This window comes from Massilia luteola (genome assembly GCF_034420155.1).
Classification (GTDB): Bacteria; Pseudomonadota; Gammaproteobacteria; order Burkholderiales; family Burkholderiaceae_D; genus Telluria; species Telluria luteola.
Genome location: NZ_JAXOFN010000025.1, coordinates 1 through 24824, shown reverse-complemented (window position 1 = coordinate 24824; position 24824 = coordinate 1). Strand labels below are relative to the sequence as shown.

At 63.6% G+C, this 24824-nt stretch carries 21 protein-coding genes; 8 read left to right on the top strand and 13 right to left on the bottom strand.

What is annotated here, in order from left to right; translation table 11 throughout:
- Positions 1–3: 3 nt before the first annotated feature.
- The 7 genes from U9J41_RS21950 to dnaA all read right to left on the bottom strand — a co-directional run bounded on the left by U9J41_RS21950 (position 4) and on the right by dnaA (position 12234).
- Positions 4–1194 (bottom strand): Wadjet anti-phage system protein JetD domain-containing protein, encoded by a 1191-nt coding sequence (locus U9J41_RS21950; protein WP_322404281.1) that lies wholly within the window; start codon positions 1192–1194, stop codon positions 4–6.
- Complete coding sequence (locus tag U9J41_RS21945) at positions 1178–4540, bottom strand: ATP-binding protein (protein WP_322404280.1); 3363 nt, start codon at positions 4538–4540, stop codon at positions 1178–1180. The genes U9J41_RS21950 and U9J41_RS21945 overlap by 17 nt, the downstream gene beginning before the upstream one ends.
- Positions 4537–5253, bottom strand: coding sequence for a DUF4194 domain-containing protein (locus tag U9J41_RS21940; RefSeq protein WP_322404279.1), 717 nt, complete (start codon positions 5251–5253; stop codon positions 4537–4539). The genes U9J41_RS21945 and U9J41_RS21940 overlap by 4 nt, the downstream gene beginning before the upstream one ends.
- Positions 5234–6703 carry a DUF3375 domain-containing protein gene (locus U9J41_RS21935; protein ID WP_322404278.1) on the bottom strand — a complete coding sequence of 490 codons (1470 nt, stop codon included), beginning with the start codon at positions 6701–6703 and terminating at the stop codon, positions 5234–5236. The genes U9J41_RS21940 and U9J41_RS21935 overlap by 20 nt, the downstream gene beginning before the upstream one ends.
- 157 nt (positions 6704–6860) lie before the next feature.
- Positions 6861–9365: a DNA topoisomerase (ATP-hydrolyzing) subunit B gene (gene gyrB, locus U9J41_RS21930; RefSeq protein ID WP_322404277.1), complete on the bottom strand. Its 2505-nt coding sequence runs from the start codon at positions 9363–9365 to the stop codon at positions 6861–6863.
- Positions 9366–9603: 238 nt separating this feature from the next.
- A complete protein-coding gene (gene dnaN, locus U9J41_RS21925; protein ID WP_322404276.1) occupies positions 9604–10710 on the bottom strand; it encodes a DNA polymerase III subunit beta in 1107 nt (368 codons plus the stop codon).
- A 114-nt stretch (positions 10711–10824) separates the two neighbouring features.
- The gene (gene dnaA / locus U9J41_RS21920; RefSeq protein WP_056438002.1) at positions 10825–12234 is read right to left on the bottom strand and encodes a chromosomal replication initiator protein DnaA; all 1410 of its coding nucleotides are present in this window, start codon (positions 12232–12234) and stop codon (positions 10825–10827) included.
- A 369-nt stretch (positions 12235–12603) separates the two neighbouring features.
- Between dnaA and rpmH the strand changes: the two genes are divergently transcribed.
- The 5 genes from rpmH (at position 12604) to mnmE (ending at position 16730) form a co-directional block, all read left to right on the top strand.
- Positions 12604–12738 carry a 50S ribosomal protein L34 gene (gene rpmH, locus U9J41_RS21915; RefSeq protein WP_075796440.1) on the top strand — a complete coding sequence of 45 codons (135 nt, stop codon included), beginning with the start codon at positions 12604–12606 and terminating at the stop codon, positions 12736–12738.
- Positions 12739–12772: 34 nt separating this feature from the next.
- Positions 12773–13228: a ribonuclease P protein component gene (gene rnpA, locus U9J41_RS21910; protein ID WP_322404275.1), complete on the top strand. Its 456-nt coding sequence runs from the start codon at positions 12773–12775 to the stop codon at positions 13226–13228.
- Positions 13225–13485, top strand: a complete 261-nt coding sequence (yidD, locus tag U9J41_RS21905; protein WP_322404274.1) for a membrane protein insertion efficiency factor YidD — start codon at positions 13225–13227, stop codon at positions 13483–13485. Before rnpA ends, yidD begins: the two co-directional genes overlap by 4 nt.
- 9 nt (positions 13486–13494) lie before the next feature.
- The gene (yidC, locus tag U9J41_RS21900) at positions 13495–15147 is read left to right on the top strand and encodes a membrane protein insertase YidC (RefSeq protein ID WP_322404273.1); all 1653 of its coding nucleotides are present in this window, start codon (positions 13495–13497) and stop codon (positions 15145–15147) included.
- Between the two features lie 203 nt (positions 15148–15350).
- The gene (gene mnmE, locus U9J41_RS21895) at positions 15351–16730 is read left to right on the top strand and encodes a tRNA uridine-5-carboxymethylaminomethyl(34) synthesis GTPase MnmE (RefSeq protein ID WP_322404272.1); all 1380 of its coding nucleotides are present in this window, start codon (positions 15351–15353) and stop codon (positions 16728–16730) included.
- 30 nt (positions 16731–16760) lie between these two features.
- Here the strand turns inward: mnmE and U9J41_RS21890 are convergent, their stop codons facing one another.
- Complete coding sequence (locus tag U9J41_RS21890) at positions 16761–18458, bottom strand: methyl-accepting chemotaxis protein (RefSeq protein WP_322404271.1); 1698 nt, start codon at positions 18456–18458, stop codon at positions 16761–16763.
- Positions 18459–18475: 17 nt separating this feature from the next.
- Positions 18476–18970, bottom strand: a complete 495-nt coding sequence (locus U9J41_RS21885; RefSeq protein ID WP_322404270.1) for a chemotaxis protein CheW — start codon at positions 18968–18970, stop codon at positions 18476–18478.
- A 333-nt stretch (positions 18971–19303) separates the two neighbouring features.
- On the opposite strand from U9J41_RS21885, the gene U9J41_RS21880 reads away from it, so the two are divergent.
- Both U9J41_RS21880 and U9J41_RS21875 read left to right on the top strand, forming a co-directional pair.
- On the top strand, positions 19304–19882 hold the full coding sequence (locus U9J41_RS21880) for a DUF1439 domain-containing protein (RefSeq protein WP_322404269.1): 579 nt from the start codon (positions 19304–19306) through the stop codon (positions 19880–19882).
- A gap of 333 nt (positions 19883–20215) precedes the next feature.
- On the top strand, positions 20216–20428 hold the full coding sequence (locus tag U9J41_RS21875; protein ID WP_322404268.1) for a hypothetical protein: 213 nt from the start codon (positions 20216–20218) through the stop codon (positions 20426–20428).
- A gap of 43 nt (positions 20429–20471) precedes the next feature.
- Here the strand turns inward: U9J41_RS21875 and U9J41_RS21870 are convergent, their stop codons facing one another.
- A complete protein-coding gene (locus U9J41_RS21870; RefSeq protein ID WP_322404267.1) occupies positions 20472–21092 on the bottom strand; it encodes an Hpt domain-containing protein in 621 nt (206 codons plus the stop codon).
- A gap of 6 nt (positions 21093–21098) precedes the next feature.
- Complete coding sequence (locus tag U9J41_RS21865; protein ID WP_322404266.1) at positions 21099–22064, bottom strand: CAP domain-containing protein; 966 nt, start codon at positions 22062–22064, stop codon at positions 21099–21101.
- A gap of 144 nt (positions 22065–22208) precedes the next feature.
- Between U9J41_RS21865 and pssA the strand changes: the two genes are divergently transcribed.
- Positions 22209–22991, top strand: a complete 783-nt coding sequence (gene pssA, locus U9J41_RS21860; protein ID WP_322404265.1) for a CDP-diacylglycerol--serine O-phosphatidyltransferase — start codon at positions 22209–22211, stop codon at positions 22989–22991.
- A 132-nt stretch (positions 22992–23123) separates the two neighbouring features.
- Here the strand turns inward: pssA and U9J41_RS21855 are convergent, their stop codons facing one another.
- Together U9J41_RS21855 and U9J41_RS21850 are read right to left on the bottom strand one after the other, a co-directional pair.
- Complete coding sequence (locus tag U9J41_RS21855) at positions 23124–23432, bottom strand: metal-sensing transcriptional repressor (RefSeq protein WP_322404264.1); 309 nt, start codon at positions 23430–23432, stop codon at positions 23124–23126.
- Positions 23433–23445: 13 nt separating this feature from the next.
- A complete protein-coding gene (locus tag U9J41_RS21850; protein ID WP_322404263.1) occupies positions 23446–24375 on the bottom strand; it encodes an aldo/keto reductase in 930 nt (309 codons plus the stop codon).
- Positions 24376–24824: the final 449 nt, after the last annotated feature.

The window sequence follows — 24824 nt, the reverse complement described above, 5'->3', positions numbered from 1 at the left end:
TCGTCAAGTCATCGGCAGCGAGTTACCCCGAGGACTCAGCACATCGGCGAGTACCGGCCAGGCGACATCCCATGAAATCCGCTCCTGCTCGAGGCGCACCGCCGGCCCCAGCGTGTTCAGCTTGAGTGCGCGGTACACGGCCTGCTCGTCGGGATGGAGGCCGGGCAATTCGGCCGCGGCGTGCTGGCTGGGCTCGTTGGTCCACAGGTCGCGATGCGATGACAAGGTCGATTCATCCATGAACATCGAGCGCACGCCGGGCAGTTTCGCGCGCAGATGGCTCAGGATGGCGAATCCATGCGTGTCGATGTCGCCCCAATACAGGCAGTCGGCCCGGCTTACCCAGGCAAGCCGGGCGAGCAGTTCTGCGCCGTAGCCCAATGCCATGAATGCCACGGTGCCGGGGAGGTCGCCCAGCGCGAGTCCGGTCTGCAGGTTCTCGACGATGAGGATATGCCTGGGTTCGACGGGCAGCCGTTTCAGCTCGTCGACGGGCACCGTGAGATCGCCGAGCCCACCCACGCCGGCGCGCAGCGCGGGATCGAGCACGCGCATGCGCAGCCGGAAAGGCGGGCGGCGCAGGCCGCACAGGGCATGAAAATCGCCGGGCGTATCGGTCCGGCCCGTAACGCGGCACAGCAGCTCCGCCAGCACAGCCTTGCGCGCCTCGATCCACTTCGTGTCGAGTCCCGGGATCGGCAGTTGGCGCAGGTACAGGCCGGAATCGGGGTGGCGTTCGAGCCAGGCCAGCGTGGCCGTCAGCCTGTCGAATTCGGATTCCGGATAATCGGCAAGGGCGTCGAACAACCGGCCCAGGCGCCCCTCCAGCACGGGCCAGCGTCGGCACATCTCGGCCTGGCGACGGCAAGCCCGGTCCCAGCGATCCACGTCGTCCAGCCAGATGGCCACGTCGCGCGGGCCGGCGAGGCGCAGCGATTCGGGCACGCGCTGCGTGCCGAGTGTGCGCCAGCGCCGCTCCGTCCAGCACAGTTCTCCCACGCCCCGCCACGATTGCCACGCGCGCACCCAGGCGAGGGCGGCGTCCAGCCGGTCCCGCACTGCCTGTTCGGTGGGTATGCCCAACGGGACCGTCAGCGGCCATTCGTCGCCGGCATCCGGGCCGGCAAGCCAGTCGCGATGGCGGCTGTCGAACCGGCGCCGCAGCAGTGCGTGTACGTCAGTCGGCAGTTTCAAGCGCGTCCCCCGCATGCAGGCGTTCGGCCAGCTTCAGGCGCTGGCGTTCGTCGTCGTATTCGATCAACAGCACGCTGGATGCCTTGCGTTCGCGGATATCGACGAAGCACGCGCCGCCGATGAAGGGTTCCAGCGTCATCACGGACTTGAGCGGGGTGGCGACGATCATCTGGAAGCCGAAGTTGGCAAAGATGTTCATGGCCAGCGCCGTGAATTCATTGTCGGCCTTGTCGAACGCCTCATCCAGTACGACGGGCGCGTAACGCGGAATGCCGGTATCGTGGCCGCCGAGTTGATAACGCAGGGCGGCGGCCAGCACCGTCGTCGCCAGCTTTTGCCGTTGTCCGCCGGAGAGGCCGGCGCCGCTCTGGTGCACCTGCACTTCCTGGCCGTCTTCGTCGAATTCCCGGCCGATAAACTCCACATGCTGGCGCACGTCGAGTACCGCTTCGCGCCAGCGGCGATGTTCAGGCTCCTGGCTGGCGAGCCGGTTCACCAGGCGCCGTAAATCGATGAAGCGGGCCTCGGCAAATTCCCGGTCGTCGATCCACGCATGCTTGAGCGCGGCCGCGATGTCCTGCTTGAACTGCTGCACCTCCGGCAACTGGCGATCCTTGGGTTGGATGTGCAGGTAGGTGCGCTGATGCTCGCTGCTGTTGAAGGGCACCTGGCGCAGACTGTCGTTGACCAGTTCCATGCGCCCCAGGATCGCCTTGCGCGCGTCGTTCAGGTAGCTGGACAAAGCCGCCAGGTTCTGGTGGCTCTGGTTCTGGAGGAGGTCGAAGAAACGCTGCTCGTGGGCCGGCAGTCCATCCGATTCGAGGCGCGCGAGCTTGCGGAAGAAATCGGGCGCCGCCGCCAGCCGCGCATCGAGGCCGTCCGCATCGGCGCGCCATTGACCGATGAATTGGGCGAACCGGGCTTCCACGTATTTTTCGCCTTGCGCCAGTTCGCTGTCGATGGCGCGGATGTCGTCGTGCAGCGCTTTGCCGACGGCGCGGTCGGCGCTGTCCACGTCCTTCAGCCTTGGCCGGCCGCCCCCGGCCGCGTACCGTTGCGCCAGACCCGCCTGCTGGTGCGGCGTCAGCGGCACGATGGCGGGATCGCCCCGCAGGGTGGCCAGCAGGTCTTCCTGTTCGGCGCACAGCTTTTGGCGTGACCGTTGTTCCACGAGTTCATCGTTCAGGGCAGCGCGCGCCTCCCTGACCAGGTCTTCCTGCTGGCGCAGGCGCTCCTCGATGCGCTGCAGGTCGGCGTTACCCGTGCTCAGGGCGTCGAGCTGGCGCTGGACGGCTGCGATGCGGTCCGCCAGCGGCAACACGTCGATTTCCTGCCATTGCAGGTTGATCAGCGTCTGGCATTGCAGCAGGCGGCCGGCGCGCGCCTGGCGCTGGCCGCGCAAGGCGTCCAGCTGCGCATCCAGTTGCGCCGCGCGCGCCTGCAGTTGGCGGGCTTCGTGCTCGTACAAGGCGAGCTTGGCGCGGTTGTCGAAGCCGAGCACCCAGTACTGGCGGGCGTCGACGCTGTTGCGGTCGTCCTTTTCGTGGCGCGAGCGGTTGTGCTTGATCTGGCCTTCGCGCGTCAGCGCGCGTTCGCGCGCCGCCCGGAATGCGCGCAGCGAATCGACGCAATCGTAGTCGAAGCGTTGCCGCAGTTCGTTCTGCAGCCAGCTGGAAAATCCGTCATCCTTGACTTTCAGCTTCAGCACGAGGGATTGCGCCTGCAGCGGCCGCGCCGGCTGTTCGGCGCGCACGGTGCGGTAGTAGACCAGCTTGTGTCCGAGATTGGTGTCATTGACGTAAGCGGAAACGGCGGCGTAATGGTCTTCCGGCACCAGGAGCGACAGCGCGAAGCCGTGCAGCACGCGCTCGATGGCGCCGCGCCATGCGCTTTCGTCGGACTTGACCTCGATCAGTTCTCCCACGAAGGGCAGGGCCGCTTCCGCCACGTCGACGGCCGTGGCGATCTGGCGCCGCAGCTCCAGCATGGGTGCCGGAATATTCGATGGCTGGCGCCGCAGCGAGGCAAGCTCATGCTCGACGATGGCGCGCCGCGCCGCAACACTGGTGGCTTCGCGGTCCAGCGCGAGGAGCGCATCCTGCTGGGCGTCGTCATTTTGCCAGTCATCGATTTCCTGGCGCGCCATGCCGAGCATGTCCGCAAAGCCTTGCGGCGATGCACGCAAGTCCCAGCCAAGCGCCTTGCACGCCGCGACTGCCTGCGAGCGCTTGCGCATGCGTTCCTTGCGCTGCGTTTCCAGCGTGTCGATCTCGCCCTTGAAGAATTCGATCTGTTCGCCGCCAGCTTCGCGGCGCTGGCGTTCCAGGTCGCGCAAGGCGGCGCTGCGATTGTCGAGCAAGCTCTGATGGCGCTGGACATTGCCGCCCAGGCCCTCCAGTTCGATCTTGAGCGCGCTAATGTGTTCGGCCAGCAGGTCCATGCGCAGCCGCTCTCGATAGCTGTGCATGCCGGCCACCAGTTCCTGCAAGCCATTGCGCTCCAGCTCGAGTGACGCCATATGCTGGTGCCGGCTGCGTGCGGGGGCCAGCACTTGCACTTGTTCGCGTGCGGTCACCACCGCCTGGTGTGCGGCGTGCAGTTCGCCGAACTCGCTGACCAGGCGGTCGGCCACGTCGAAGGTTTCGGGCTTGTCCAGCATGAAATCGCGCAGGAAGGCATTCAGGTCGCCGACGTTCTTGGCCGATTGCGTCTTGTGCAGCAGGCGCAGGGCCATGTCGCTTTCGATGCCCAGCAGGCGGCAGAAGCGTTCGCAATACGGCCGGAATTCATCGCGTGCGAACGCATCCGGCAGAAGCTGCTTCAGCTTGCGCACATCGAAATTATTGCTGCCAAAATCTTGCAGCTCACGCAGATCGAAAGGACGTTCGAGGACGAGGAAATACGACTTCACGTCGCGGTTGCTGTTGGCATTGCCCCGTACCCAGAACAGCTGGACGAGTGCCACATGCTGCCCGGCGCCATTCTCGTACTGCAATGCTAGGGCCGACCAGGTCGTGCCGGCGCGCAGGTAACGTACGGCGGATTCGCCCGACGCGGTATCGGTCTGCGCGGTCCAGGCACCGCGCACATAGCTGACCAGGTTGCGGTCGCGGCCGGCACGGCTGGCTTCACGCGCGGCGGCATTGAAATCGATCCAGCGCGGCGGGACCAGCAGCGCGGACAAGGCATCGAGCAAGGTGGACTTGCCCGCGCCCGAGCGACCGACGATCAGGAATCCGCGTTTGCTGACCGGAATATCGTGCAGGCCGCTGAACGTGCCCCAGTTGTACACCTGGAGGCGGGTCATACGGAATTGTTCGCCGGCGTCCAGCGTCGTCAGGCTCATGATCCCTCGTCCTTGTCCTCGTCCTCGTCCTCGTTGCCGTCCAATGGCTGGCGCGCCAGCGTGGGCAGTTCCCCCGCCGCCATGCGGTCGTACAGTGCGGTCAGCGCGATGATTTCCTCGGCCGAGAACAGCAGTTTGAGTGTCGGCGAGATCTCGAAACGGTCGTCGCTGGCGCGCAGCTTCTGCAAGATATTATGCTTCTTGAGCTTTTCGATCGAGGCGTTGACGCGCTTGCTGAAACCGGCCCGATCGGTGCTGGCGGCACGTTCGTACGGCATGAGGTTTTCCGTCATCTCGTCGCGCGCGACCACCGCGCGCTCGCCGTGCGAATCGGCCTGGGTCAGGCGCTGGCGCAGGAACAGCAGCAAGACCGAGTCGATGAAGGTCAGCTGTGCGCGCCGCAGCAGGATCGGAATGTCCAGTTCGTCGGCGGCGACCTGGCTGGTGAAGGCGACCTGGAGATCGCGATCCAGTACCAGCTCGAGAAACAGTTCGGCAAGACGGCGGCGGATGACCTGCTCGTCGCGCAGCAGGACCGGCCACAGCCGCGGATGGCGCCGGCCTTCCAGCGACGGCCCGGACAGCAACTGCACGAGCACGCGGCGCGTGTCGAGCGGCAGTTCGCCCGTATCGTTGACGAATAAAACGCCGGCCGACTGCGCGTCCCCGGTGGCAGCGGGCGCCGTCGTATCGTCATGTGCCGGCTCGGACATCACTGAGCTTCTCCTTCAAGAAATAGATGAGAGGAATGCGCGCCTGGCGGGCAATGCCATCGCCGCCGATCCAGGCGACGGTTTCGCCGCTTTCCGCCACGATGCCATGACGCGCGCCCAAAGCAAGCAGCCCCAGCACGCTGCCGAGGCCCTGGCTGGCAGGGAATTCGCGCAAGACTTCACCGACCGACGCTTGTGAGCGTATGTCCAGCACGCAACTGATGTTCTCTTGCAGCGAGCGAAAGTCGATTTCGGATTGCGCGACAAGTTCCCCGATCATCGCCAGGTCGAGAGGGACGGCATCGGCATCCGCCATCCGGTCGGGCAAGGCCTGCAACGCGGGATCGTGCAACACCCACTGCGACAGCGATGCGAGCCTGCTGCTGGTGAGCGGGAGCGTATATTGCAGGGCTTCGGTCGCCTTGATTTCGTCCTTCAGGCCCAGCGCAGCCCGTTGCGCCTTGCGCAGCAGCTGGTTCAGGCGCCGTTGTTCGATGAACTCGCGGCTTTGCACGAAATTCTTCAGGCTGCGCGCAAACGACTGCAGCACATCGTGCACCATGCCGCCCTGCTCCAGCAGCGTTCTGGTCAGGCCCAGCAGGAAACGGCGTTCATCGAGGCTCAGGGTGGCCACATAATCGCGCGACATCAACTGGTCCAGCGCGTCGTCCAGTGATGCGGACTGGACCGGGTCAGTGAGCAGGCGCCAGAATGCGGAAAACGTGCGTCCCGCCTCGCTTTCCGCGACGACGTCGATGCCGGCGAACAAAGCGTCGAGCACGTCGCCGCGGTTGCCATCGTTATCCATGATCCGTTCGCGCAGATCGCGGTTCAACTGCTCGAACTGGTCGCGCACGCGGCGGAAGTCGCCGGCCAGGTTGTCGGCCAGGGCGATGATCTCGCGCGTGCGCTCCAGCGCCGCGCCGTGCGACAAGACCTGGAACGTGCCGTGCTCGATGTCGGCGATGTCGCGCGCTATCCTTTCCTGCTCCGCGCGCAGGCGCGCGATGCGTCTTTCCTTGTCGGTATCCGTGTCGTCGGCCAGCTTGGCCAGTGCCCCGATGACCAGGCCGAGACGGCTTTCGGTGGCTGCATTGTGCGGCCTGACCAGGCCGGCGACAAAGCGGATGGCATCGACCGCCGAGGTGGCGAGCTCGTATTCTTCTTCCTTGGAACCGGGCGGAAAGCGCCGTTCGAGATAGCCCTCGGCCAGCCAGCGCGCCACATACGATTGCGCCGCCTGTGGCCAGTCCTCGCCACGATTGCGCAATTGCTCGAGGTCTCGTTCAATGCGCTCATGCAGGATCGAGGCCGGCAGGCTGCGCTCGGCGTCGTGCAGGTGGGTCTGCAGCAGCGCGAGCACAGTGGGTCCCGTATCGGCCGCCAACAGGCGCCATAAGGGCTGGCTGCGCAGTTGTCGGTAGAGGGCGAGGGGCTTGTCGGCTTTCATTGCGCGAAGAGAGGAATACGCGATTGTAGCGCAGGCCGCCGCCGGCTTTCGGGACGTCGTCGACCTGGCAGAAAAAACGGCCTCGAAGGAGGCCGTTGAATTTTGCAAATGCTGGGAAATTTTGCAGGTTGTCCGGGGACCTGCAACATCGATTTTTTTAGACGTCGATATTCCCCGCCTGCAGCGCATTCGACTCGATGAAGTGACGCCGGGGCTCGACTTCATCGCCCATCAGCGTGGTAAAGATCTGGTCCGCCGCAATCGCATCCTCGATCTGCACCTTCAGCAGGCGGCGCACGGTCGGATCCATCGTCGTTTCCCACAGCTGCTCGGGATTCATCTCGCCCAGACCCTTATAGCGCTGCTTCGAGACGCCGCGCTCGGCTTCTTCGCGCAGCCATTCCATGGCCTGCTGGAAGTCGCGGACGGCGAATTCCTTCATCTTGTCGCCTTCGCCGCGGCGGATGATGGCGCCTGCGCCCATCAGGCCCTGGAACGTTTCGGCCGAGGTTTCCAGTGTCTTGTAGTCGGCGCCGGCGACGAAGTCGGCGTCGATCGAGGTCACTTGCACGTTGCCGTAGTGGATGCGTTCGATGCGCAGGCTGTGCTTGTCCGACAGTTCGTCGGAACGCACGCCCACCTTCACGCTCGGGTCGTGGATCGCGTTCGCCAGCGCCTCGCCCGATTTCTCGGCCGCTTCCTGGCTCGACAGGTCCAGCTTCACGCCGGTCATGATGGCGGACAGGGCCGCGCGGTCGATCACGCGCGACAGGCGCATCATGATCGCGTTGGCCTTGTTGTACTTGTCGACCAGGTCGCCCAGCGCGCCGTCGGTGACCGGTTCCGCGCCTTCCTTCGGCAGCAGCGCGGCGCCATTCAGGGCGAAGCGCATCATGTAGCTCGCTTCCTCGACGTCGTCCTTGAGGTAGCGCTCGTCGCGGCCGGCCTTGACCTTGTACAGCGGCGGCTGCGCGATGTAGATGTGGCCGCGCTCGACCAGTTGTGGCATCTGGCGGTAGAACAAGGTCAGCAGCAGGGTGCGGATGTGGGCGCCGTCGACGTCCGCGTCGGTCATGATGATGATGCGGTGGTAGCGCAGCTTGTCGACGTTGAACTCGTCCGGACCGATCGACGTGCCCAGGGTCGCGATCAGGGTCGTGATCTGTTCCGACGACAGCATCTTTTCGAAGCGCGCCTTTTCCACGTTCAGCACCTTGCCGCGCAGCGGCAGGATGGCCTGGAACTTGCGGTCGCGGCCCTGCTTGGCGGAGCCGCCCGCGGAGTCACCCTCGACGATGTACAGCTCGGCCAGCGCCGGGTCGCGTTCCTGGCAGTCCGCCAGCTTCGACGACAGGCCCAGGCCGTCCATCACGCCCTTGCGGCGCGTGAGGTCGCGGGCCTTGCGCGCGGCTTCGCGCGCGCGCGCCGCTTCCACGATCTTGCCGCAGATGATCTTGGCGTCGCTCGGCTTTTCCATCAGGAAGTCGGTGAGGGTCTTCGCCACGATTTCCTCGACCGGGCCGCGCACTTCCGACGACACGAGCTTGTCTTTCGTTTGCGACGAGAACTTCGGCTCGGGCACCTTGACCGACAGCACGCAGGTGAGGCCTTCGCGCATGTCGTCGCCCGAGATTTCGACCTTCGCCTTCTTGGCGAAATCGTTCTCGTCGATGTATTTGTTGATCACGCGCGTCATCGCCGCGCGCAGGCCGGTCAGGTGGGTGCCGCCGTCGCGCTGCGGGATATTGTTCGTGAAGCACAGCACCTGCTCGTTGTAGGCGTCGTTCCACTGCATCGACACGTCCACCGAGACATTGGTGCCGTTTTCCGACATACGGTCGCCGGTCGCCTGGAACACGGTCGGATGCAGCACGGTCTTGGACTTGTTGATGTACTCGACGAAGCCGCGGGTGCCGCCTTCGAAGGCGAATACTTCTTCCTTGCCGGTGCGTTGGTCGGTCAGTTTGATGTTGACGCCGTTGTTCAGGAACGAGAGTTCGCGGATGCGTTTCGACAGGATCTCGTAGTGGAATTCGACGTGCGAAAAGATTTGCTCGTCGGCCCAGAAATGGACTTCCGTGCCGCGCTTGTCGGTTTCGCCGATGACCTTGATGGGCGAGACTTCAAAGCCGTCGCGGATTTCGATTTCGCGGTTCAGCGGGACGCCGCGCTCGAATTCCATCTGGTGCACCTTGCCGTTCTGGCGGACGGTCACGCGCAGCAGCTTCGACAGCGCGTTCACGCACGAGACGCCGACGCCGTGCAGGCCGCCGGACACTTTATAGGCGTTCTGGTTGAACTTGCCGCCGGCGTGCAATTCGGTCAGGGCGATCTCGGTCGCCGAGCGCTTCGGCTCGTGCTTGTCGTCCATCTTGACGCCGGTCGGGATGCCGCGTCCGTTGTCGGTAATCGAGACCGAATTGTCGGAATGGATCGTGACGTGGATCTCGGTGCAGTAGCCGGCCAGCGCCTCGTCGATCGAGTTATCGAGCACCTCGAATACCAGGTGGTGCAGGCCGGTGCCGTCCGACGTGTCGCCGATGTACATGCCCGGACGCTTGCGCACGGCTTCCAGGCCTTCCAGGATCTGGATCGACGCGGCGCCATATTCTTCCACTTTGGCAAGAGAGGCTTCCAAAACTGCTTGAGTGTTCTCGGACATGACTGCTTTCTCAAATAACGTGTGAATCAGACGGACGGGCGGACAGCCAGCTGTCTGGATCGTCGATCAATGCGGGGAGTGGCTTCGGTTACGAACTTGGGGGGAACGACGGATTGGGGCACGCGGCCTCAAAACCGTCGTTCCCGGCACTGCCGGAAACGGCTCCCCGCGCAGGCAGGGATCCAATCACCACTTGAATCCCCGCAAACAGGACGAATATATGGGCGCTTTGCCCGAATTAAATACGCATCGGCATGACGACGTACTTGAAGTCGCCATTGTCGGGAATCGACATCAGTGCCGACGAATTCGAATCGCCCAGCGAAATGTTCACCTGGTCGCATTTGAGGTTGTTCAGCACGTCCAGCAGGTACGTGACGTTGAACCCGATGTCGATCGTGTCGCCGCCGTAGTCGATTTCCAGCTCTTCGACAGCTTCTTCCTGGTCGGCGTTGGTCGAGCTGATCTTCATCGAACCCGGCGAAATCATGCAGCGCACGCCCTTGAACTTGTCGCTCGTCATGATCGCCGCGCGCTGCAGCGAACGCAGCAGTTCTTCGCGGCTGATCGTGAAGTCGTTCTTGTAGCCTTTCGGGATCACGCGCGTGTAATCCGGGAATTTTCCTTCCACCAGCTTCGACACGAGTTCGATGTCGGCGAAGGTCAGCTTGACCTGCGAGGCGGCGATGTCGAGGCGGACCGTGTCGTCGCTTTCTTCCAGCAGGCGCTGCAGTTCCAGGATGGTCTTGCGCGGGATGATCACTTCCTGGCGCTCGAAGTGCTGCTCGGCCGTGACTTGCGAGAACGCGAGGCGGTGGCCATCGGTGGCGACGGCGATCACGTTATTACCCTCCAGCACCAGCAGCAGGCCGTTCAGGTAGTAGCGGATGTCTTGCTGGGCCATCGCGAAGTGCACCATGTTGAACAGGTGCTTCAGCGTCTTTTGCGGCAGCGTGACGGTCGCGTTGTAGGTGTCGGCCACGGACACCGTGGGAAATTCCTCGGCCGCCAGCGTCTGCAGCGCGAAGCGCGACTTGCCGCTCTGCACGGTGAGGCGCTTGTTCAGCAGGGTCATCGTGACGTCGCCGGATTCCGGCAGCGCGCGCAGGATGTCGAGCAGCTTGCGCGCGGCGACGGTCGTGCCGGCTTCTTCGGGACCCGAGCCGATATTGGCCAGGGTCGTGATCTGCACCTCGGTGTCGGTCGACAGGAACGAGACGCTCTCGCCATTCTTGCGGATGAGGATATTGGCCAGAATCGGCATGGTGTGCCGACGCTCGACAATACCACTCACGATCTGCAGTGGCCGGAGAAGCGTGTCTCGGGTGGATTTGACCAGTTGCATAGATATCCTCGATTAGGGGTAAAAATGTTGTTCGCGCAATATTTTGCCAGAAATCATCGGGGACACGGCCTTTTCGCAAGTTGCTGAAAAATCAGGCAGTTTCCCCTCTGCCCGTCAGCCCTTCAGCGTCTGTTCCAGCACGTGCAATTCGTGGTTGCATTCGGCGTTCTTGGTCCGGTCCTGCGCGATCTTGCGCACCGCGTGCAGCACCGTCGTATGGTCGCGGCCGCCGAACAGTTCGCCAATTTCCGGCAGACTTTTTTGCGTCAGCTCTTTCGCCAGGTACATCGCGATCTGGCGCGGCCGCGCGATGTTGGCCGGGCGGCGTTTCGAATACATGTCCGCGACCTTGATGTTGAAAAAGTCGGCCACGGTCTTCTGGATGTTTTCCACGGAGATCTGACGGTTCTGCACCGACAGCAGATCCTTCAGCGCTTCCTTCACGACGTCGATCGTGATGTCCTTGCCGTGGAAACGCGAGTACGCGAGGATCTTCCTCAGCGCGCCTTCCAGCTCGCGCACGTTCGAGCGCAGGTGTTTGGCCACGAAGAAGGCGACGTCGTCGTTCAGCATCACGCCTTCCGATTCCGCTTTCTTCATGAGGATCGCCACGCGCATTTCCAGTTCCGGCGGTTCGATCGCAACCGTGAGGCCGGAGTCGAAGCGCGAGATCAGGCGGTCGTCCATGCCGGTGATCTCTTTCGGATAGGTATCCGACGTGATGATGATCTGTTTCTTGGCCGCGATCAGCGCTTCGAACGCATAGAAAAACTCTTCCTGCGTGCGGCTCTTGCCGCCGAAGAATTGAATATCGTCGATGAGCAGCATGTCCAGCGAGTGGTAGTAATGCTTGAAGTCATCGAAGCCCTTGCGTTGATAGGCCGTCACGACGTCGCGCACATACTGTTCCGCATGGATGTAGCGGATGCGCGCGCCCGGCTGGTCGGCCATCACCTGGTTGCCGATCGCGTGGATCAGGTGGGTCTTACCGAGGCCGACGCCGCCGTAGAAGAACAGCGGGTTGTACGAGACGCCCGGGTTGTTCGCGACCTGGATCGCGGCGGCGCGCGCCAGCTGGTTCGCCTTACCGGTCACGAAGTTCTCAAACGTGAGGTCCGGATTGACGCGGCTCTGTTCGCGGCGCGGATTGTTCGCGATGACGTTGTCCGGCGTGACGACGGGCATCTCCGGCACGGTCTTGTCGGCGGCGGCGTTCACGCCCAGCGCACCCGTCATGGCGGGCGCGGAGGACGGTGCCGCTACCGTTTTCTTCGGCATGCTGTTCTTGGGGTCGAGCACGAACTGCACGTCGACCGGCCGCTGGAAATAATCGGACGCGAACGATGTGATGCGGTTGGCGAACTGCGACTTCACCCAGTCGAGTTTGAAGCGATTGGGCGCCGCAATGCGCAGCTTGCCGTCCTCGTAGTCGAGGGCGACAAGTGGTTTGATCCACGCGGTATATTGCTGCGGTGTCAGCTCGAGCTCCAACTGGTTGGAACAGGTCTGCCAAAAGTTATCCATACATGACTAAGTTAAGCGTAACACTCTATTTTACCCGTGTTCTCGCAAGTTATCCACAGGCGATTCGCGAATTTTCCACCGAAACCGGGCAGCTTGTCCGATGGCTTTGTATACGGGCGAAGCGGTTTGCGGTGCACAAAAACGCAGCCGCAACGCAACGGCTTCCTTGACAGCCGAACCAAAAATGCAGTTTAATTCAGGGTTCCCCGCCCGTACGCTTTGTTAATCCAACAATGAGCACACAGGCGACTAGCTTTGCTGTGGCGTGACGCTGGCTTAACAACTGCGAAATGTCATTGGCGCAATGCTGACTCAGCGTGAGCTCAGCCCCGATTTTTTGCATTCTATTTTGCTTTAAGCGAGACCACCATGAAACGTACTTACCAACCTTCCGTCGTTCGTCGCAAGCGCACGCACGGCTTCCGCGCACGTATGGCTACCCGTGGTGGCCGCCTTGTCCTGAACGCTCGCCGCGCCAAAGGCCGCAAGCGCCTGGCTGTCTAAGCCCAGGAAGCGGCATCGACCACGCCTACGTCACATGACAGGCGAAGGTTCGCACGACTTCGCGCGCGTTCGGCGTATCGTAAAAACGGATGAGTTTTCATCCGTTTTTCGTTTGCGCCCTGCACAAAAAACCGCGCATTTCGTGCTGTATACCCGACCGAATGCCCTGCCTCATGCGCGGCTGGGCGTCGTCGCGGCCAAACGTTTTGCGCCGCGCGCGGTCACGCGCAACACCATCAAGCGCATCACCCGCGAACTGTTCCGCACCACGCCGCTGCCGGCGCTCGACTGCATCGTCCGTCTGGCCCGTCCCGTCAACGGCAAGGACGGTCCGGCCACGACGTCCGCCTTGAAGGCGCTGCTGCGCGTCGAACTGGCGCGCCTGTTCGCGTCGCAGGCACCGCGTGTCCGCAAAGCCGATCAGGCCGGCGCCGCCGCTCCACAGGCGGCGAGCGTTGCGCCTTCAGGTTCGCAACCGGGATTATCATGAACCGGTTGCTCGTCTGGCTGTTGCGCGGTTACCAGTTGCTGGTGTCTCCGATGCTCGGGCAGAACTGCCGTTTCTATCCGACCTGTTCCAATTACGCGATCGAGGCCGTCAAGATCCACGGCGCCGCGCGCGGCGGTTGGCTGGCCGTGCGCCGCATCTGCCGTTGCCATCCGTGGAACGAGGGCGGCGTCGACCTGGTACCGCGTCCCGGAGAGCAGCATTCCTCACCAACCGCTTGCGGTTGCAAGCATTCCTGAATAAGACCAATGGAAATCAATAAACGTACCATCCTGTGGATCGTGTTCGCCGTCGCACTGGTCGTCCTGTGGAACGACTGGATGGTGGCCAACGGCAAGCAGTCGATGTTCTCGGCGCAGCCGCCGGCCAAGGTCGCGCAAGCCCCTAACCCGGTCAAGCCGAACGACCTGCCGACTGCCGCCACGACGGCCCCGGCCGCGACTGTCCCGGGCGCGCCTGCCGCGCCCGCACCGGTCCAGACCCAGGTCATCACGATCACCACCGACGTCGTCAAGGCCGACATCGACACGGCCGGCGGCGTCATCCGTCGCCTGGAGCTGCTCAAGTACCGCGACAAGGTCGACCCGACCAAGAACCAGGTGCTGTTCCAGAGCAATGGCCCGCGCGTCTATCTGGCCCAGACGGGCCTGACGGGCACCAGCACGGCCGGCGTCCTGCCGAACCACAACACCGCCTTCACGGCCCGTCCGGGCGTGCGCACGCTGGACAACGGCAACCAGGTGCAGCTCGTGCTGGACGCGGAGCAGGGCGGCGTGCGCCTGACCAAGACCTTCACGTTCAAGCGCAACGATTACGTGATCGACGTGCGTCACGACGTGACGAACCTGACCCAGGCACCGGTGACCCCGTCGCTGTATTTCCAGCTGGAGCATGACGGCATGAAGCCGGCAGGCGACACCTATTTCAACAGCAGCTACACCGGCCCCACGCTGTGGACGTCGCAGGATCACTACCAGAAGCTGACCTTCGACAAGATCGCCAAGGGCACGGACGACCATACGAAGACGGCGACCGACGGCTGGATCGCGATTTCGCAGCACTTCTTCGTCTCGGCGTTCATCCCGCCGGAAAAGGCGCAGCGCGACATCTACACGAAGGCCCTGGGCAACGACCTGTTCGCCATCGGCGCCGTCGAGCCGCTGGGCACCGTCGCGCCGGGCGCGACCGTCTCCAACGCCGCGCGCCTGTACTCGGGCCCGCAAGTGCAGAGCCTGCTGGAAAAAGTGACCCCGGGCCTGGACCTGGTGCGCGACTACGCCTGGGCCGCGATCATCGCCAAGCCGATCTTCGCGACGATGAACTGGCTGCACTCGATGATCGGCAACTGGGGCTGGACCATCATGGCCTTCACCATCCTGATCAAGCTGCTGTTCTTCCCGCTGTCGGCGGCCGGCTACCGCAGCATGGCCAAGATGAAGACCGTGACGCCGAAGATGCAGGCGCTGCGCGAGCGTCACAAGAACGATCCGGCCAAGATGCAGCAGGCCACGATGGAGCTGTACAAGGCCGAGAAGATCAACCCGCTGGGCGGCTGCCTGCCGATCGTGGTGCAGATGCCGGTGTTCCTGGCCCTGTACTGGGTGCTGCAGGCCGCGGTCGAGATGCGCGGCGCGACCTGGCTGTGGATTCCCGACCTGACCCTGAAGGATCCGTTCTTCATCCTGCCGGTCCTGTACGCGATCTCGATGTTCATCACGCAGCGCCTGAATCCGCAACCGGCCGATCCGGTGCAGGCCAAGATGATGATGTTCATGCCGCTGGCGTTCTCGGTCATGTTCCTGTTCTTCCCGTCCGGCCTCGTGCTGTACTGGGTGGTGAACAACCTGATCTCGATGGCGCAGCAGTACGTCATCACCAAGAAGTTCGCGCCGGCCAAGTAAGCCTGGCCTGGTGACCGAAAAGCCCGTGTCTTCACGGGCTTTTTGTTTTTGATGAGCCGCCGTTCCCGCGCAGGCGGGCGCCCAGTTTGTATGCGTTACGACGGCGCCGGCAGCACTTGGGTCCCCGCCTGCGCGAGGACGACGTTGGAACGCGCGCCGATGCCGCCAGCACTCGCACCTTCGATCAACTACAATCGCACCCCATGAAACTCGACACCTCCCCCATCGCCGCCATCGCCACCGCCCCCGGACGCGGCGGCATCGGCGTGGTGCGCGCCTCCGGCAAGGACCTGTCTCCGCTCGTCGCCGCGCTGTTCCCGGGCGCGATGCTGGCGCCACGCCACGCCACCTACCTGCCGTTCAAGGATGCCGCGGGCACCGTCATCGACGAAGGCCTCGCGCTGTACTTCAAGGCGCCGCATTCCTACACCGGCGAGGACGTGCTGGAACTGCAGGGCCACGGCGGCCCCGTCGTGCTGCGCATGCTGCTCGCGCGCGTGCTGGAGGCAGGCCGCGACGCGGACTTGCGCCTCGCGGAGCCGGGCGAATTCACGCGCCGCGCCTTCCTGAACGACAAGCTCGATCTCGCCCAGGCCGAAGCCGTCGCCGACCTGATCGACGCGTCCACCGAGGCCGCCGCGAAATCGGCGTCGCAATCGCTGTCCGGCGCGTTCTCGAAGGTCGTTCATGAACTGGTCGACAAGACGATCAACCTGCGCATGCTCGTCGAGGCCACGCTCGATTTTCCCGAGGAGGAGATCGACTTCCTCGAGAAATCGAATGCGCGCGGCCAGTTGAAGGGCATCGTCGATGCGCTCGAAGCCGTGTTCCGCCAGGCCGCCCAGGGCGCGCTGCTGCGCGAGGGGCTGAACGTCGTGCTCGTCGGCCAGCCGAACGTCGGCAAGTCGTCGCTGCTGAATGCACTGGCCGGCTCGGACGTCGCCATCGTCACGCCGATCGCGGGCACCACGCGCGATAAAGTCAGCGAGACGATCCAGGTCGAGGGCATCCCGCTGAACATCGTCGACACGGCCGGCATCCGCGCCATCGACGAGGGCATCGACGTCGTCGAGCGCATCGGCATCGAGCGCACCTGGGGCGAGGTCGGCAAGGCGGACGTGATCCTGCACCTGCTCGACGCCAGCCTGGGCCCCGCCGAGGCCGACGAAGCGATCGTCGCCGCGTTCCCGGCCGGCGTGCCCGTCGTGCGCATCTGGAACAAGATCGACCTGTCGGGCCACCAGCCGGGCATCGACCAGAGTGCCGACGCGGCCCACATCTATCTGTCGGCGCACGAAAAGCTCGGCATCGACCTGCTGCGCGCGGAACTGCTGCGCATCGCCGGCTGGCAGCAGACGGGCGAATCGCTGTACCTCGCGCGCGAACGCCACCTCGTCGCATTGCGCAACGCGCGCGAGCACCTGCGGTTCGCCGCCGAACACGCGGCGCAGGACGACCAGTCGCTCGACCTGTTCGCCGAGGAGCTGCGGCTCGCGCAGGATCAGCTGTCCAGCATCACCGGGCAGTTCACGCCGGATGATCTGCTGGGGGTGATCTTCAGCAGGTTCTGTATCGGCAAGTGATCTGCTGCACGGTGCGCCGGCGCGGGAGGCTTAGAACTCCGCCCATTCCTCGCCGGCCGTCGCCGTCGGCCGGGTCAGCGCTGCCGATCGCACGGGCGCCGTCGGCATTGCTTTCAAGGCTACACGCCTGCCCATGATGGGGTTCACGCTTGCCGTGCGGTGGGACGCGGATTGTTGCGCGCCGGGGAGCTTGAAGACGGACACCATCTGGTCGAGATTGCTGGCCTGATCCTTCAGCGAATTCGCGGCAGCTGCCGCTTCCTCGACGAGGGCCGCATTCTGTTGCGTCGCCTGGTCCATCTGCGTGATGGCCTGGTTGACCTGCTCGATGCCGTTGCGCTGCTCTGCGCTCGCTTCCGCGATTTCAGAAATGATTTCAGTGACGCGCTTGACGCTGGCAACCACTTCTTCCATCGTCGCGCCTGCCTGATCCACCAGCTTGCTTCCCACTTCGACTTTCTCGACCGAATCGCCGATCAGCGCCTTGATTTCCTTGGCTGCGTTTGCCGAGCGTTGGGCCAGGGTGCGCACTTCGGAGGCGACGACCGCGAAACCGCGTCCTTGCTCTCCGGCGCGGGCCGCCTCCACGGCTGCGTTCAGGGCCAGGATATTGGTCTGGAATGCAATGCCGTCGATCACGCTGATGATGTCGACGATCTTCCTGGCGGAGTCATTGATGGAGCCCATCGTCTGTACCACTTCGGACACGACGGAACCACCCTTTTGCGCCACTTCCGAGGCAGATGTTGCCAAGTGGTTGGCTTGGCGCGCGTGATCGGCGTTCTGTTGCACGGTCGAGGTCAGTTCTTCCACCGAGGAGGCCGTTTCTTCCAGCGAGCTTGCCTGCTCCTCGGTCCGGCCCGACAGATCCATGTTGCCCGAGGCGATTTGATCGGAGGCTGAAACGATGGTTTCGGTGCCGTTGCGCACTTCGGTCACGATGCGGGCAAGATTGTCGTTCATGTCCTTCAATGCGATGATCAGCTGTCCGGTTTCATCCGTCGATGTGGCCTCGATGCCGGCCGTCAGGTCGCCCTTGGCCACGCGTTGCGCGAGGTCGACCGCAACACCGATCGGTTTGGTGATGTTCGCCGTCAGCCAGAGCGCCAGCAAGGCGGCCAGTATCGCCGTCACGATCCCGCCGCCGATAATGGTTGCGCTCGTCAGCGAACGCAATGCATTGGCTTCCGTGATGCGCTGCGCCAGCAGTGAGCGTTCTTCCTTGTCCATGTCCGCGAGCAGGGCACGCATCGCATCCATGCCCCGCTTGCCTTTGCCCGCCCGCTCGAACGTGATGATGCCGTCCATGTTGCCGTCGGCGACATCGCGCCGCATCGCGATGACCGGATCGATTGCATCCGCAAGCCATTGATGTTGTGCGGCATTCAGTTTCTGCAGACGCTCTTGCTGGTGAGGATTGTCTGCTGTAAGCGACTTCGCCTTCTCGAAGTGTATTTTGAAGGCCAGTTGGCCTTCATTCAATGGTTCCAGCGAAGCTTCGTTGCCGGTCAGCGCAAAGCCACGCTCGCCGGTTTCAACGTTGACCAGGTTCCCCAGCATGCCGTTGACTTCTTCCAGCACCCGGTAGGTGTGGATGTTCAGTTCGTTTGCCTTGCCCAGCCGGGCAAAGTTGGTATAGGCGATCGTCAGCAAGACCAGCATCAGAAGGACGATACCGCCGAAGCCGAAATAAAGACGCGTGCCGATTTTAAGATTGGATAATTTCATGATTGTTTTTCTATTGGTCATGTGGTGAGTTTCTGAATCAGGCCGATTTCCGCGCTCGACATCAACTTATCGATGTCCATCAGGATCAGCATGCGCTGATCCAGCGTGCCGAGCCCGATCAGGTAATCGGCATCGACGGCCGCACCCATTTCCGGAGCGGGACGGATCTGTTCCGCATTGAGCGTAATCACATCGGACACGCTGTCGACGACGATGCCGACGATCCGCGTACCGATGTTGAGGATGATGACCACGGTGAACTGGTCGTAGACGGGTGTGCCGAGATCGAATTTGACGCGCATGTCGACGATCGGCACGATGATCCCGCGCAGGTTCACCACGCCTTTGATGAAAACCGGAGCGTTGGCGATCGCGGTCACGGCCTCGTAACCGCGAATTTCCTGCACTTTCAGAATGCTGATGCCGTATTCCTCGTTCCCAAGCCTGAAGGCTAGAAATTCACAGGGTTGCTGTGCCGGTCGCGAAGAAGCATGTTGGGATGTGTCCTGCATTTTTATTGTTTGCGGTAATGAAATGAAGTGCCTGGACAACGAGGCCAGGTTTGGTCGAGTTAATGTCGGTACTGTTGGAACTGTTGGAACTGTTGGTTTCTGCGGATAGCAACGCTAACAAAAATTTCCATGAGGGAAAATCGGTCGGGGATTATTTTTCTCTAGGGAAATCCTTATGTGCGGCTGGGAATTTCCCGTTTTGATGGTGCAGCGCTGCGTGCCGGGTGCAGGCGGGCGAATCGCTTCAGCCGGTTCTGTATCGGGAAGTAACGCCAAATGACGCCCGCCGCGGATGTGCTAGGCTTGCCCCATCCATTGACGAATGAGGCAACCATGGCGGCGACGCAAGACGGGATGACGAGACGGCGCTTCGGCAAGGCGGCATTGGCGCTGGCGGGCGGCAGTCTGCTGGCGTCGTGCGCCAGCATCGTCGGGCCGCGCCGCATCGAGCTGTCGCAATCTCGCCTGCAGGCCGGCCTGGAGCGCCGCTTTCCGCTGCATAACCGCATGCTCGAGTTGTTCGACGTGCAACTGACCCGGCCACGTCTGGCGATCCTGCCGGACACCGACCGCGTCGGCCTCACCCTGGATGTGTCCGTATCGCCGCCGTTCCTGCGCCAGTCGTGGAACGGCACGCTCGCGCTGTCCGGCCATCTGGTGCTGGACAATGCGCGCAACGCCGTCGTCCTCTCCGCGACCCACGTCGACCGTTTCGACGTCGACGGCATGGACAGCAAGCGCGTGCGTGACCTGGGCCGCGCTGCCGATGTGCTCGTGAATCAATTGCTGCGCGAGATGCCGGTCTACAGTTTCCACCCCGAAGACCTGCGTTATGCGGGCATGCAGTTCGTTCCGACGCGGCTCGAGACGGCGCCCGACGCCCTGTTCGTCACGCTGGAACCGGTGCGCTGACGGTTGCCAAAACTGCGCGTCGCAAATCCGATACGACCGGCGCGCACGATTGAACGGCCAGATGCATACGTTACCAGTACTGCTATTATTTCCGGCAGTTGGACGGTCCGGCATCGGTGACGATGACGTCGGGACACTGCAACTGTTGTTTCTTTAAAACTAGCTGGGCCCAAGCGTTGCACAGGTAGCGCAAACGGCGCACACTGGTTTGAAAGACCACAACAGCACGAACCGCAGAAGCGGGCACAACCGCGCTTGCGCTTTCTCATGCACACGGTGTTCCACTAAAGTAATCTCTGCGTTACTGACGTGCTGCCGGGTAAGGGGGTAACCTTGGAAACGATACAGGAAAGTGTTCCGGACAAGAGCGTGCCTGTCGAGCCGATCGTCGCCGCCTCGATGAGCGCGACGCCGGTGCCAGCCCGTCTGAGCCTGCCGCCCAAGGGCGCGTGCTGGTATTGCGAAAAACCGCTCGATAGCGTACGCCGCTTCTGCGGCAAATCCTGCGCCGACTCGTTCGACGAAGAAGCGGAATACAACCGCTGAACCGCGGCACCGCGTGTTGCTGACGGCGATCGCAGCGGCGCGGTCAGCCGCCGTCGGCCCGGCTGCGCAGCAGCGCCAGGGCACCGTCGAAATCGAAGCATTCGACCAGATCCGCCACCTCGCGGTAATCGTCTTCCCCAAGTTGAGCGGCCAGCGCGCCGGCGGCCTCGCGCACGAGGTCGACCGCATCGCCATTGCCTTCGTCGAGCAGCGTCATGAGGCGGCCCACGGCGTCGTGACCGGTTTGCGGCGGCCGTGTCGCCGGCGCCGCGGGACGGCGCTCGGGCAGGGTGCTGGCCAGTGCATCCAGTTCGCGCAGCACCCGTTCCAGTTCGTCCTGCAGGCGCGCGAGGCTGCCGTGGATGCCGCCATCGTTCGTGTGCAGCATCCGCTCCACGACGTCCGCCTGGCGCCGCAGCGGCACCGCCTCGATCATGCCGGCGGCCCCTTTGAGGGTGTGCACGAGGCGCAGCGCCAGCACGGCGTCGCCCTGGTCGTGCGCGGTACGGATGCCGGCCGCGGCCTGGCGGTACTCGTTGCGAAAGCGCGCGAGGACGCGCCCGAACAGGTTTCCGTCGCCCATCAGGCGCGCGATGCCGCCCGCGTGATTCACGGCCGGGTCGTCGAGCGCAGCGGGCAGGTGGCGTTGATCGGGACTGTCCATCGGGTGTTATTTTGTCGTAAACGACCAGCTGCGGCTGACCGGTGTGCCGTCGATGGCCCCCGTGAAGGCGACGTCGTAGGTGGTGGCCGCCGCCAGCGGGGCCAGCGGGACGATCGCCGCCGCCGACTGGGTGTGCGTGTTCGCATCCTGGCCTTGCACCAGCAGGCGCGTGGACAGGTCGCTGCCGGATCCGTGGGCGCGGATCGTGAAGCTCTGCACCGTCAGCTTGCGCGTCAGGTTCGTGTGCACGCTGACCGGGTAGCCGACGTTATTAATGTTGGGCACCGGATCCGGCTCCTCGTAATCGCTGAGAAAGTTCGCCGGCACCTGGGTCTGGCCACTGAACGGCCACGTCACGAGCGTGCCGGCGGCGATGCCGCTGCCGTAGCGGTTGTTGGCGACGAAGTCGGCGGTGAAGTAATTATAGTTGCCCGACGACGTCGCCGCACCGGTGCCGATTTCCTTGAACATGGGCTCGAAGATCACGAAGCGGTGATAGATGGCCGTGATCAGTTCCTCGGCCATGTAGAAGCCGGTGCCGTTCGTGGTTGCCGAGATGACTTCGCCGATCGCGTTTTCGCCGACAAACGTGTAACCGGCCGCCTTCAGCCGGGCCCCCAGGTCCACGCCCGTGAAGCCCGGTTTGCCGGCCGTCTGGTCGTGGGTCACGACGTTGTTGATGCGCTGGTAGTCGGAATGGCCCTGGGCCGCGACATCGATGACGCCATTGTGCGTGAGGGCCGGCATGCCGATCTGGCCGCGGCGGTAGTTAATCCAGTTCAGGCCGTCGGTGGCGATGTTGTTGGTCGCGATGGGCGCCGAGGCGTCCTGCCCCGAGAACCCGGTCGACGGCGTGCCGTTCGAGACGGCGGCATTGCTGCTCCCGCCGCTGCCGCCGCCGCAGGCGACCAGCGCCCACGCCGCGGTGCAGGCGAGGGCAATTTGCCGCACACGATGCATGCTGTTCGTCATATGAAACTCCCAGTGCCCGGCGTGCCGGCTAAAAAGAGCTTCCATTCTAGGCGAAATCGGCGCGCGGCGACGAGCGTACGGACAATCGCGGCCCCGGCATAAGCCCATGTAAAATAAGCCATTCTTCCGCTTCGAACGATTTCAGTGAACGCTACCCGCCAGCAGCGCCTCGCGCGCGCCAAGTTTGCCCTACCCAGTTTCGTGACCCTGCTGTCGATCGCCTGCGGTTTCGGCAGCATCGTGATCTCGGTCGACAACGCGCCCGTGGGCGATCCGTCCGACTATCGCCTGGCCGCGATCCTGCTGGTGCTGGCCGGCGTCTTCGATGCCCTCGACGGCTTCGTCGCCCGCGCCACCAACACGCAGTCCGCGTTCGGCGTGCAACTGGATTCGATCGCCGACGTGATGAATTTCGGCTGCGCCCCGGGCCTGCTGCTGTACTGCTACGGCTTCGCCCAGATGGGGGCCGCGCACCCGACCCTCGTGCGCATGGGCGGCCTGGCCTGCTTCGTGTTCGTGGCCTGCGGTGCGCTGCGCCTGGCGCGCTTCAATGTGATGGTCGGGAGGACCGATCCCCGCTATTTCGTCGGCATGCCGATCACGGCCGGCGCCGCGTGCGTGGCCGCGGTGGTGGTCGCATGGCCCGATCCGGTGGCGGACATGGCCGGCGCCTTCCTCGTCATGCTGCTGATGATCGCGGTCGGCACGCTGATGGTGTCGACGATCCGCTTCCCGAGCTCCAAGCAGCCGAAATCGAAGGCGGCCTTCGTCGCGCTGGCGGTCTGCATCGTGCTGCTGGTGTTGTTGCGGACGCGCTTCTTTGCGCTGTTCTTCGTGTTTTATATCGGCGCGACGCTGCTGCTGAACATCGCGTGGCGGGGTGGCTGGACGAAGATCGCGCCGCCCAAGGTGTACGACGACGAATGAACGGGCAGCGTGGACGGCTTGCCGTCCGCGCGTCCGGACGACATGTGCCCGCACGAGCTGGCTGAACGCGTGGGCACCCCGTGCCCACGATGCGTCAGGGCCGTAGGGTGGGCGGCCTCCGCCCACGATGCATCACGCGAACTTGTCGAACAGGGCCGCCAGATGCGCCGCGGCCACCTTCGCTTCCTCGACGTCGCCCGCATTGCCCGTATGGGTGACGATGCTGGCGGTGAGGAGCTGTACGAACGAGCGGTCCAGCGCCTTGCGCGCGGCCGCCATCTGCTGGGCCACGGCGTCGCAATCGGACGGCGTATCGGCCAGCGCGATCAGCTTCTGGACGCCGCGCAGCTGTCCCTCCACGCGCGCGAGGCGGTTCAGCAAATCCTTCTTCTGCTGCGCCGTCAGCGCGCGGCCTTCGACGATCTTGAGCGGTTCGGCCATGGCGCCGCTGCGCTTACGCGACGTCGTGGCCGCGCGCCGCGCGCAGGATCGTGAACCAGTCGGCGCGCGCCAGCTGGAACGTGGTGCCGGCGACCGCGACCGAGATCGCCTCGATGCGCCCGCTGCCCGTCAGCGGGAAGGGGCGCGACGGCAGCTGCATGATCCACGCGAACACCACGCTGGCGAACGGCTGGTGCAGGCGGTCGGCGATGTCCTTGATCACGAGGCGCAGGTTCTCGGCGTTCGCATCGTTGGCCGTGAACAGGCGGCCGCCGGCCAGCGGCGACCAGATCATCGGCGCGACGCCTTTGTCCTGCAGGCCGTCGAAGGTCTCGTCGAACATCGGCGCCACGTGCAGCGGCGAGAATTCCACCTGGTTCGTCGACAGCTCGATGCGGCGATCGAGCGCCTCGAACTGGTGGTGGCTGAAATTCGACACGCCGAAGTGCAGCACCTTGCCGTCCTGCTTCAGGCGCGTGAAGGCCTGCGCGATCTCGTCGAAATCCATCAGCGGGTCGGGGCGGTGGATCAGCAGCAGGTCCAGGCGGTCCGTGTGCAGCTGGCGCAGCGATTCCTCGGCGGAGGCGACGATGTGCGCGGCGCTCGTGTCGTAGTGCTGGATGGTGTGCTGCGGGCGTTTATTCGACAGCAGCCTGATGCCGCACTTGCTGATCAGCTGCATGCGGTCGCGCAGCGAAGGCTGGGCGCGCAGGGCTTCGCCGAACAGGCCTTCGACGCCGTAGTTGCCGTAGATGTCCGCATGGTCGAACGACGTGACGCCCAGCGCGATGCACTGCTCGATGAAGGCGATGCGCTGCTCCACCGTCATGCCCCATTCGACCATGCGCCACATGCCGGCGACGATGCGGGACAGTTCGAGGCCACCGTTCTTGCGGATGGCGATGCGCGGGCAGGACAGGTCGCGGGGCAGGGCAGAGGTCATCGTTCTTCTTCCGGGTAATCGTAGGGTCATTATAGACGTAGGGTGGGCACCCCTGTGCCCACGCCGCCGTTCGCAAACCGCAAACGCCACGCGTGGGCACGGCGTGCCCACCCTTGTATCTTGATAGAGTTGATGGTTAGCTACCATCAGCTGAGGTGAAGACCAGCTTGTGCCCACCCTTAAGGCATCGACCTTCGAGTGTAGATTAAGCCCTTCACCTCTCCCACCCCATTGCTGAACACTGGACGGTATCCGAGGGCGCTGACCCTGCATGTACAAGGCGAGTGTGGAGTGGATTAGGGAAATCAATAACACGAGGAAGAGTAATGTTTTATCTTGGCGTAGACGTTTCGAAGAAAAAACTGGACTGCATGCTGCTCAACAGTACGAACGACAAGTTGAAGTCCAAATCGTTATCGAATACGAAGGCTGGCATCGAAGAACTGATC

What these genes read in the sequence shown, in the direction of transcription:
- U9J41_RS21945 (WP_322404280.1), bottom strand. Translation starts at nt 4,540, where the DNA reads ATGAGCCTGACGACGCTGGACGCCGGCGAACAATTCCGTATGACCCGC.
- U9J41_RS21885 (WP_322404270.1), bottom strand. Translation starts at nt 18,970, where the DNA reads ATGCAGGACACATCCCAACATGCTTCTTCGCGACCGGCACAGCAACCC.
- U9J41_RS21865 (WP_322404266.1), bottom strand. Translation starts at nt 22,064, where the DNA reads ATGACGAACAGCATGCATCGTGTGCGGCAAATTGCCCTCGCCTGCACC.
- yidD (WP_322404274.1), top strand. Translation starts at nt 13,225, where the DNA reads ATGAACCGGTTGCTCGTCTGGCTGTTGCGCGGTTACCAGTTGCTGGTG.
- rnpA (WP_322404275.1), top strand. Translation starts at nt 12,773, where the DNA reads ATGACAGGCGAAGGTTCGCACGACTTCGCGCGCGTTCGGCGTATCGTA.
- U9J41_RS21870 (WP_322404267.1), bottom strand. Translation starts at nt 21,092, where the DNA reads ATGGACAGTCCCGATCAACGCCACCTGCCCGCTGCGCTCGACGACCCG.
- yidC (WP_322404273.1), top strand. Translation starts at nt 13,495, where the DNA reads ATGGAAATCAATAAACGTACCATCCTGTGGATCGTGTTCGCCGTCGCA.
- dnaA (WP_056438002.1), bottom strand. Translation starts at nt 12,234, where the DNA reads ATGGATAACTTTTGGCAGACCTGTTCCAACCAGTTGGAGCTCGAGCTG.
- dnaN (WP_322404276.1), bottom strand. Translation starts at nt 10,710, where the DNA reads ATGCAACTGGTCAAATCCACCCGAGACACGCTTCTCCGGCCACTGCAG.
- U9J41_RS21850 (WP_322404263.1), bottom strand. Translation starts at nt 24,375, where the DNA reads ATGACCTCTGCCCTGCCCCGCGACCTGTCCTGCCCGCGCATCGCCATC.
- mnmE (WP_322404272.1), top strand. Translation starts at nt 15,351, where the DNA reads ATGAAACTCGACACCTCCCCCATCGCCGCCATCGCCACCGCCCCCGGA.
- U9J41_RS21940 (WP_322404279.1), bottom strand. Translation starts at nt 5,253, where the DNA reads ATGTCCGAGCCGGCACATGACGATACGACGGCGCCCGCTGCCACCGGG.
- U9J41_RS21855 (WP_322404264.1), bottom strand. Translation starts at nt 23,432, where the DNA reads ATGGCCGAACCGCTCAAGATCGTCGAAGGCCGCGCGCTGACGGCGCAG.
- rpmH (WP_075796440.1), top strand. Translation starts at nt 12,604, where the DNA reads ATGAAACGTACTTACCAACCTTCCGTCGTTCGTCGCAAGCGCACGCAC.
- U9J41_RS21890 (WP_322404271.1), bottom strand. Translation starts at nt 18,458, where the DNA reads ATGAAATTATCCAATCTTAAAATCGGCACGCGTCTTTATTTCGGCTTC.
- U9J41_RS21880 (WP_322404269.1), top strand. Translation starts at nt 19,304, where the DNA reads ATGGCGGCGACGCAAGACGGGATGACGAGACGGCGCTTCGGCAAGGCG.
- U9J41_RS21935 (WP_322404278.1), bottom strand. Translation starts at nt 6,703, where the DNA reads ATGAAAGCCGACAAGCCCCTCGCCCTCTACCGACAACTGCGCAGCCAG.
- gyrB (WP_322404277.1), bottom strand. Translation starts at nt 9,365, where the DNA reads ATGTCCGAGAACACTCAAGCAGTTTTGGAAGCCTCTCTTGCCAAAGTG.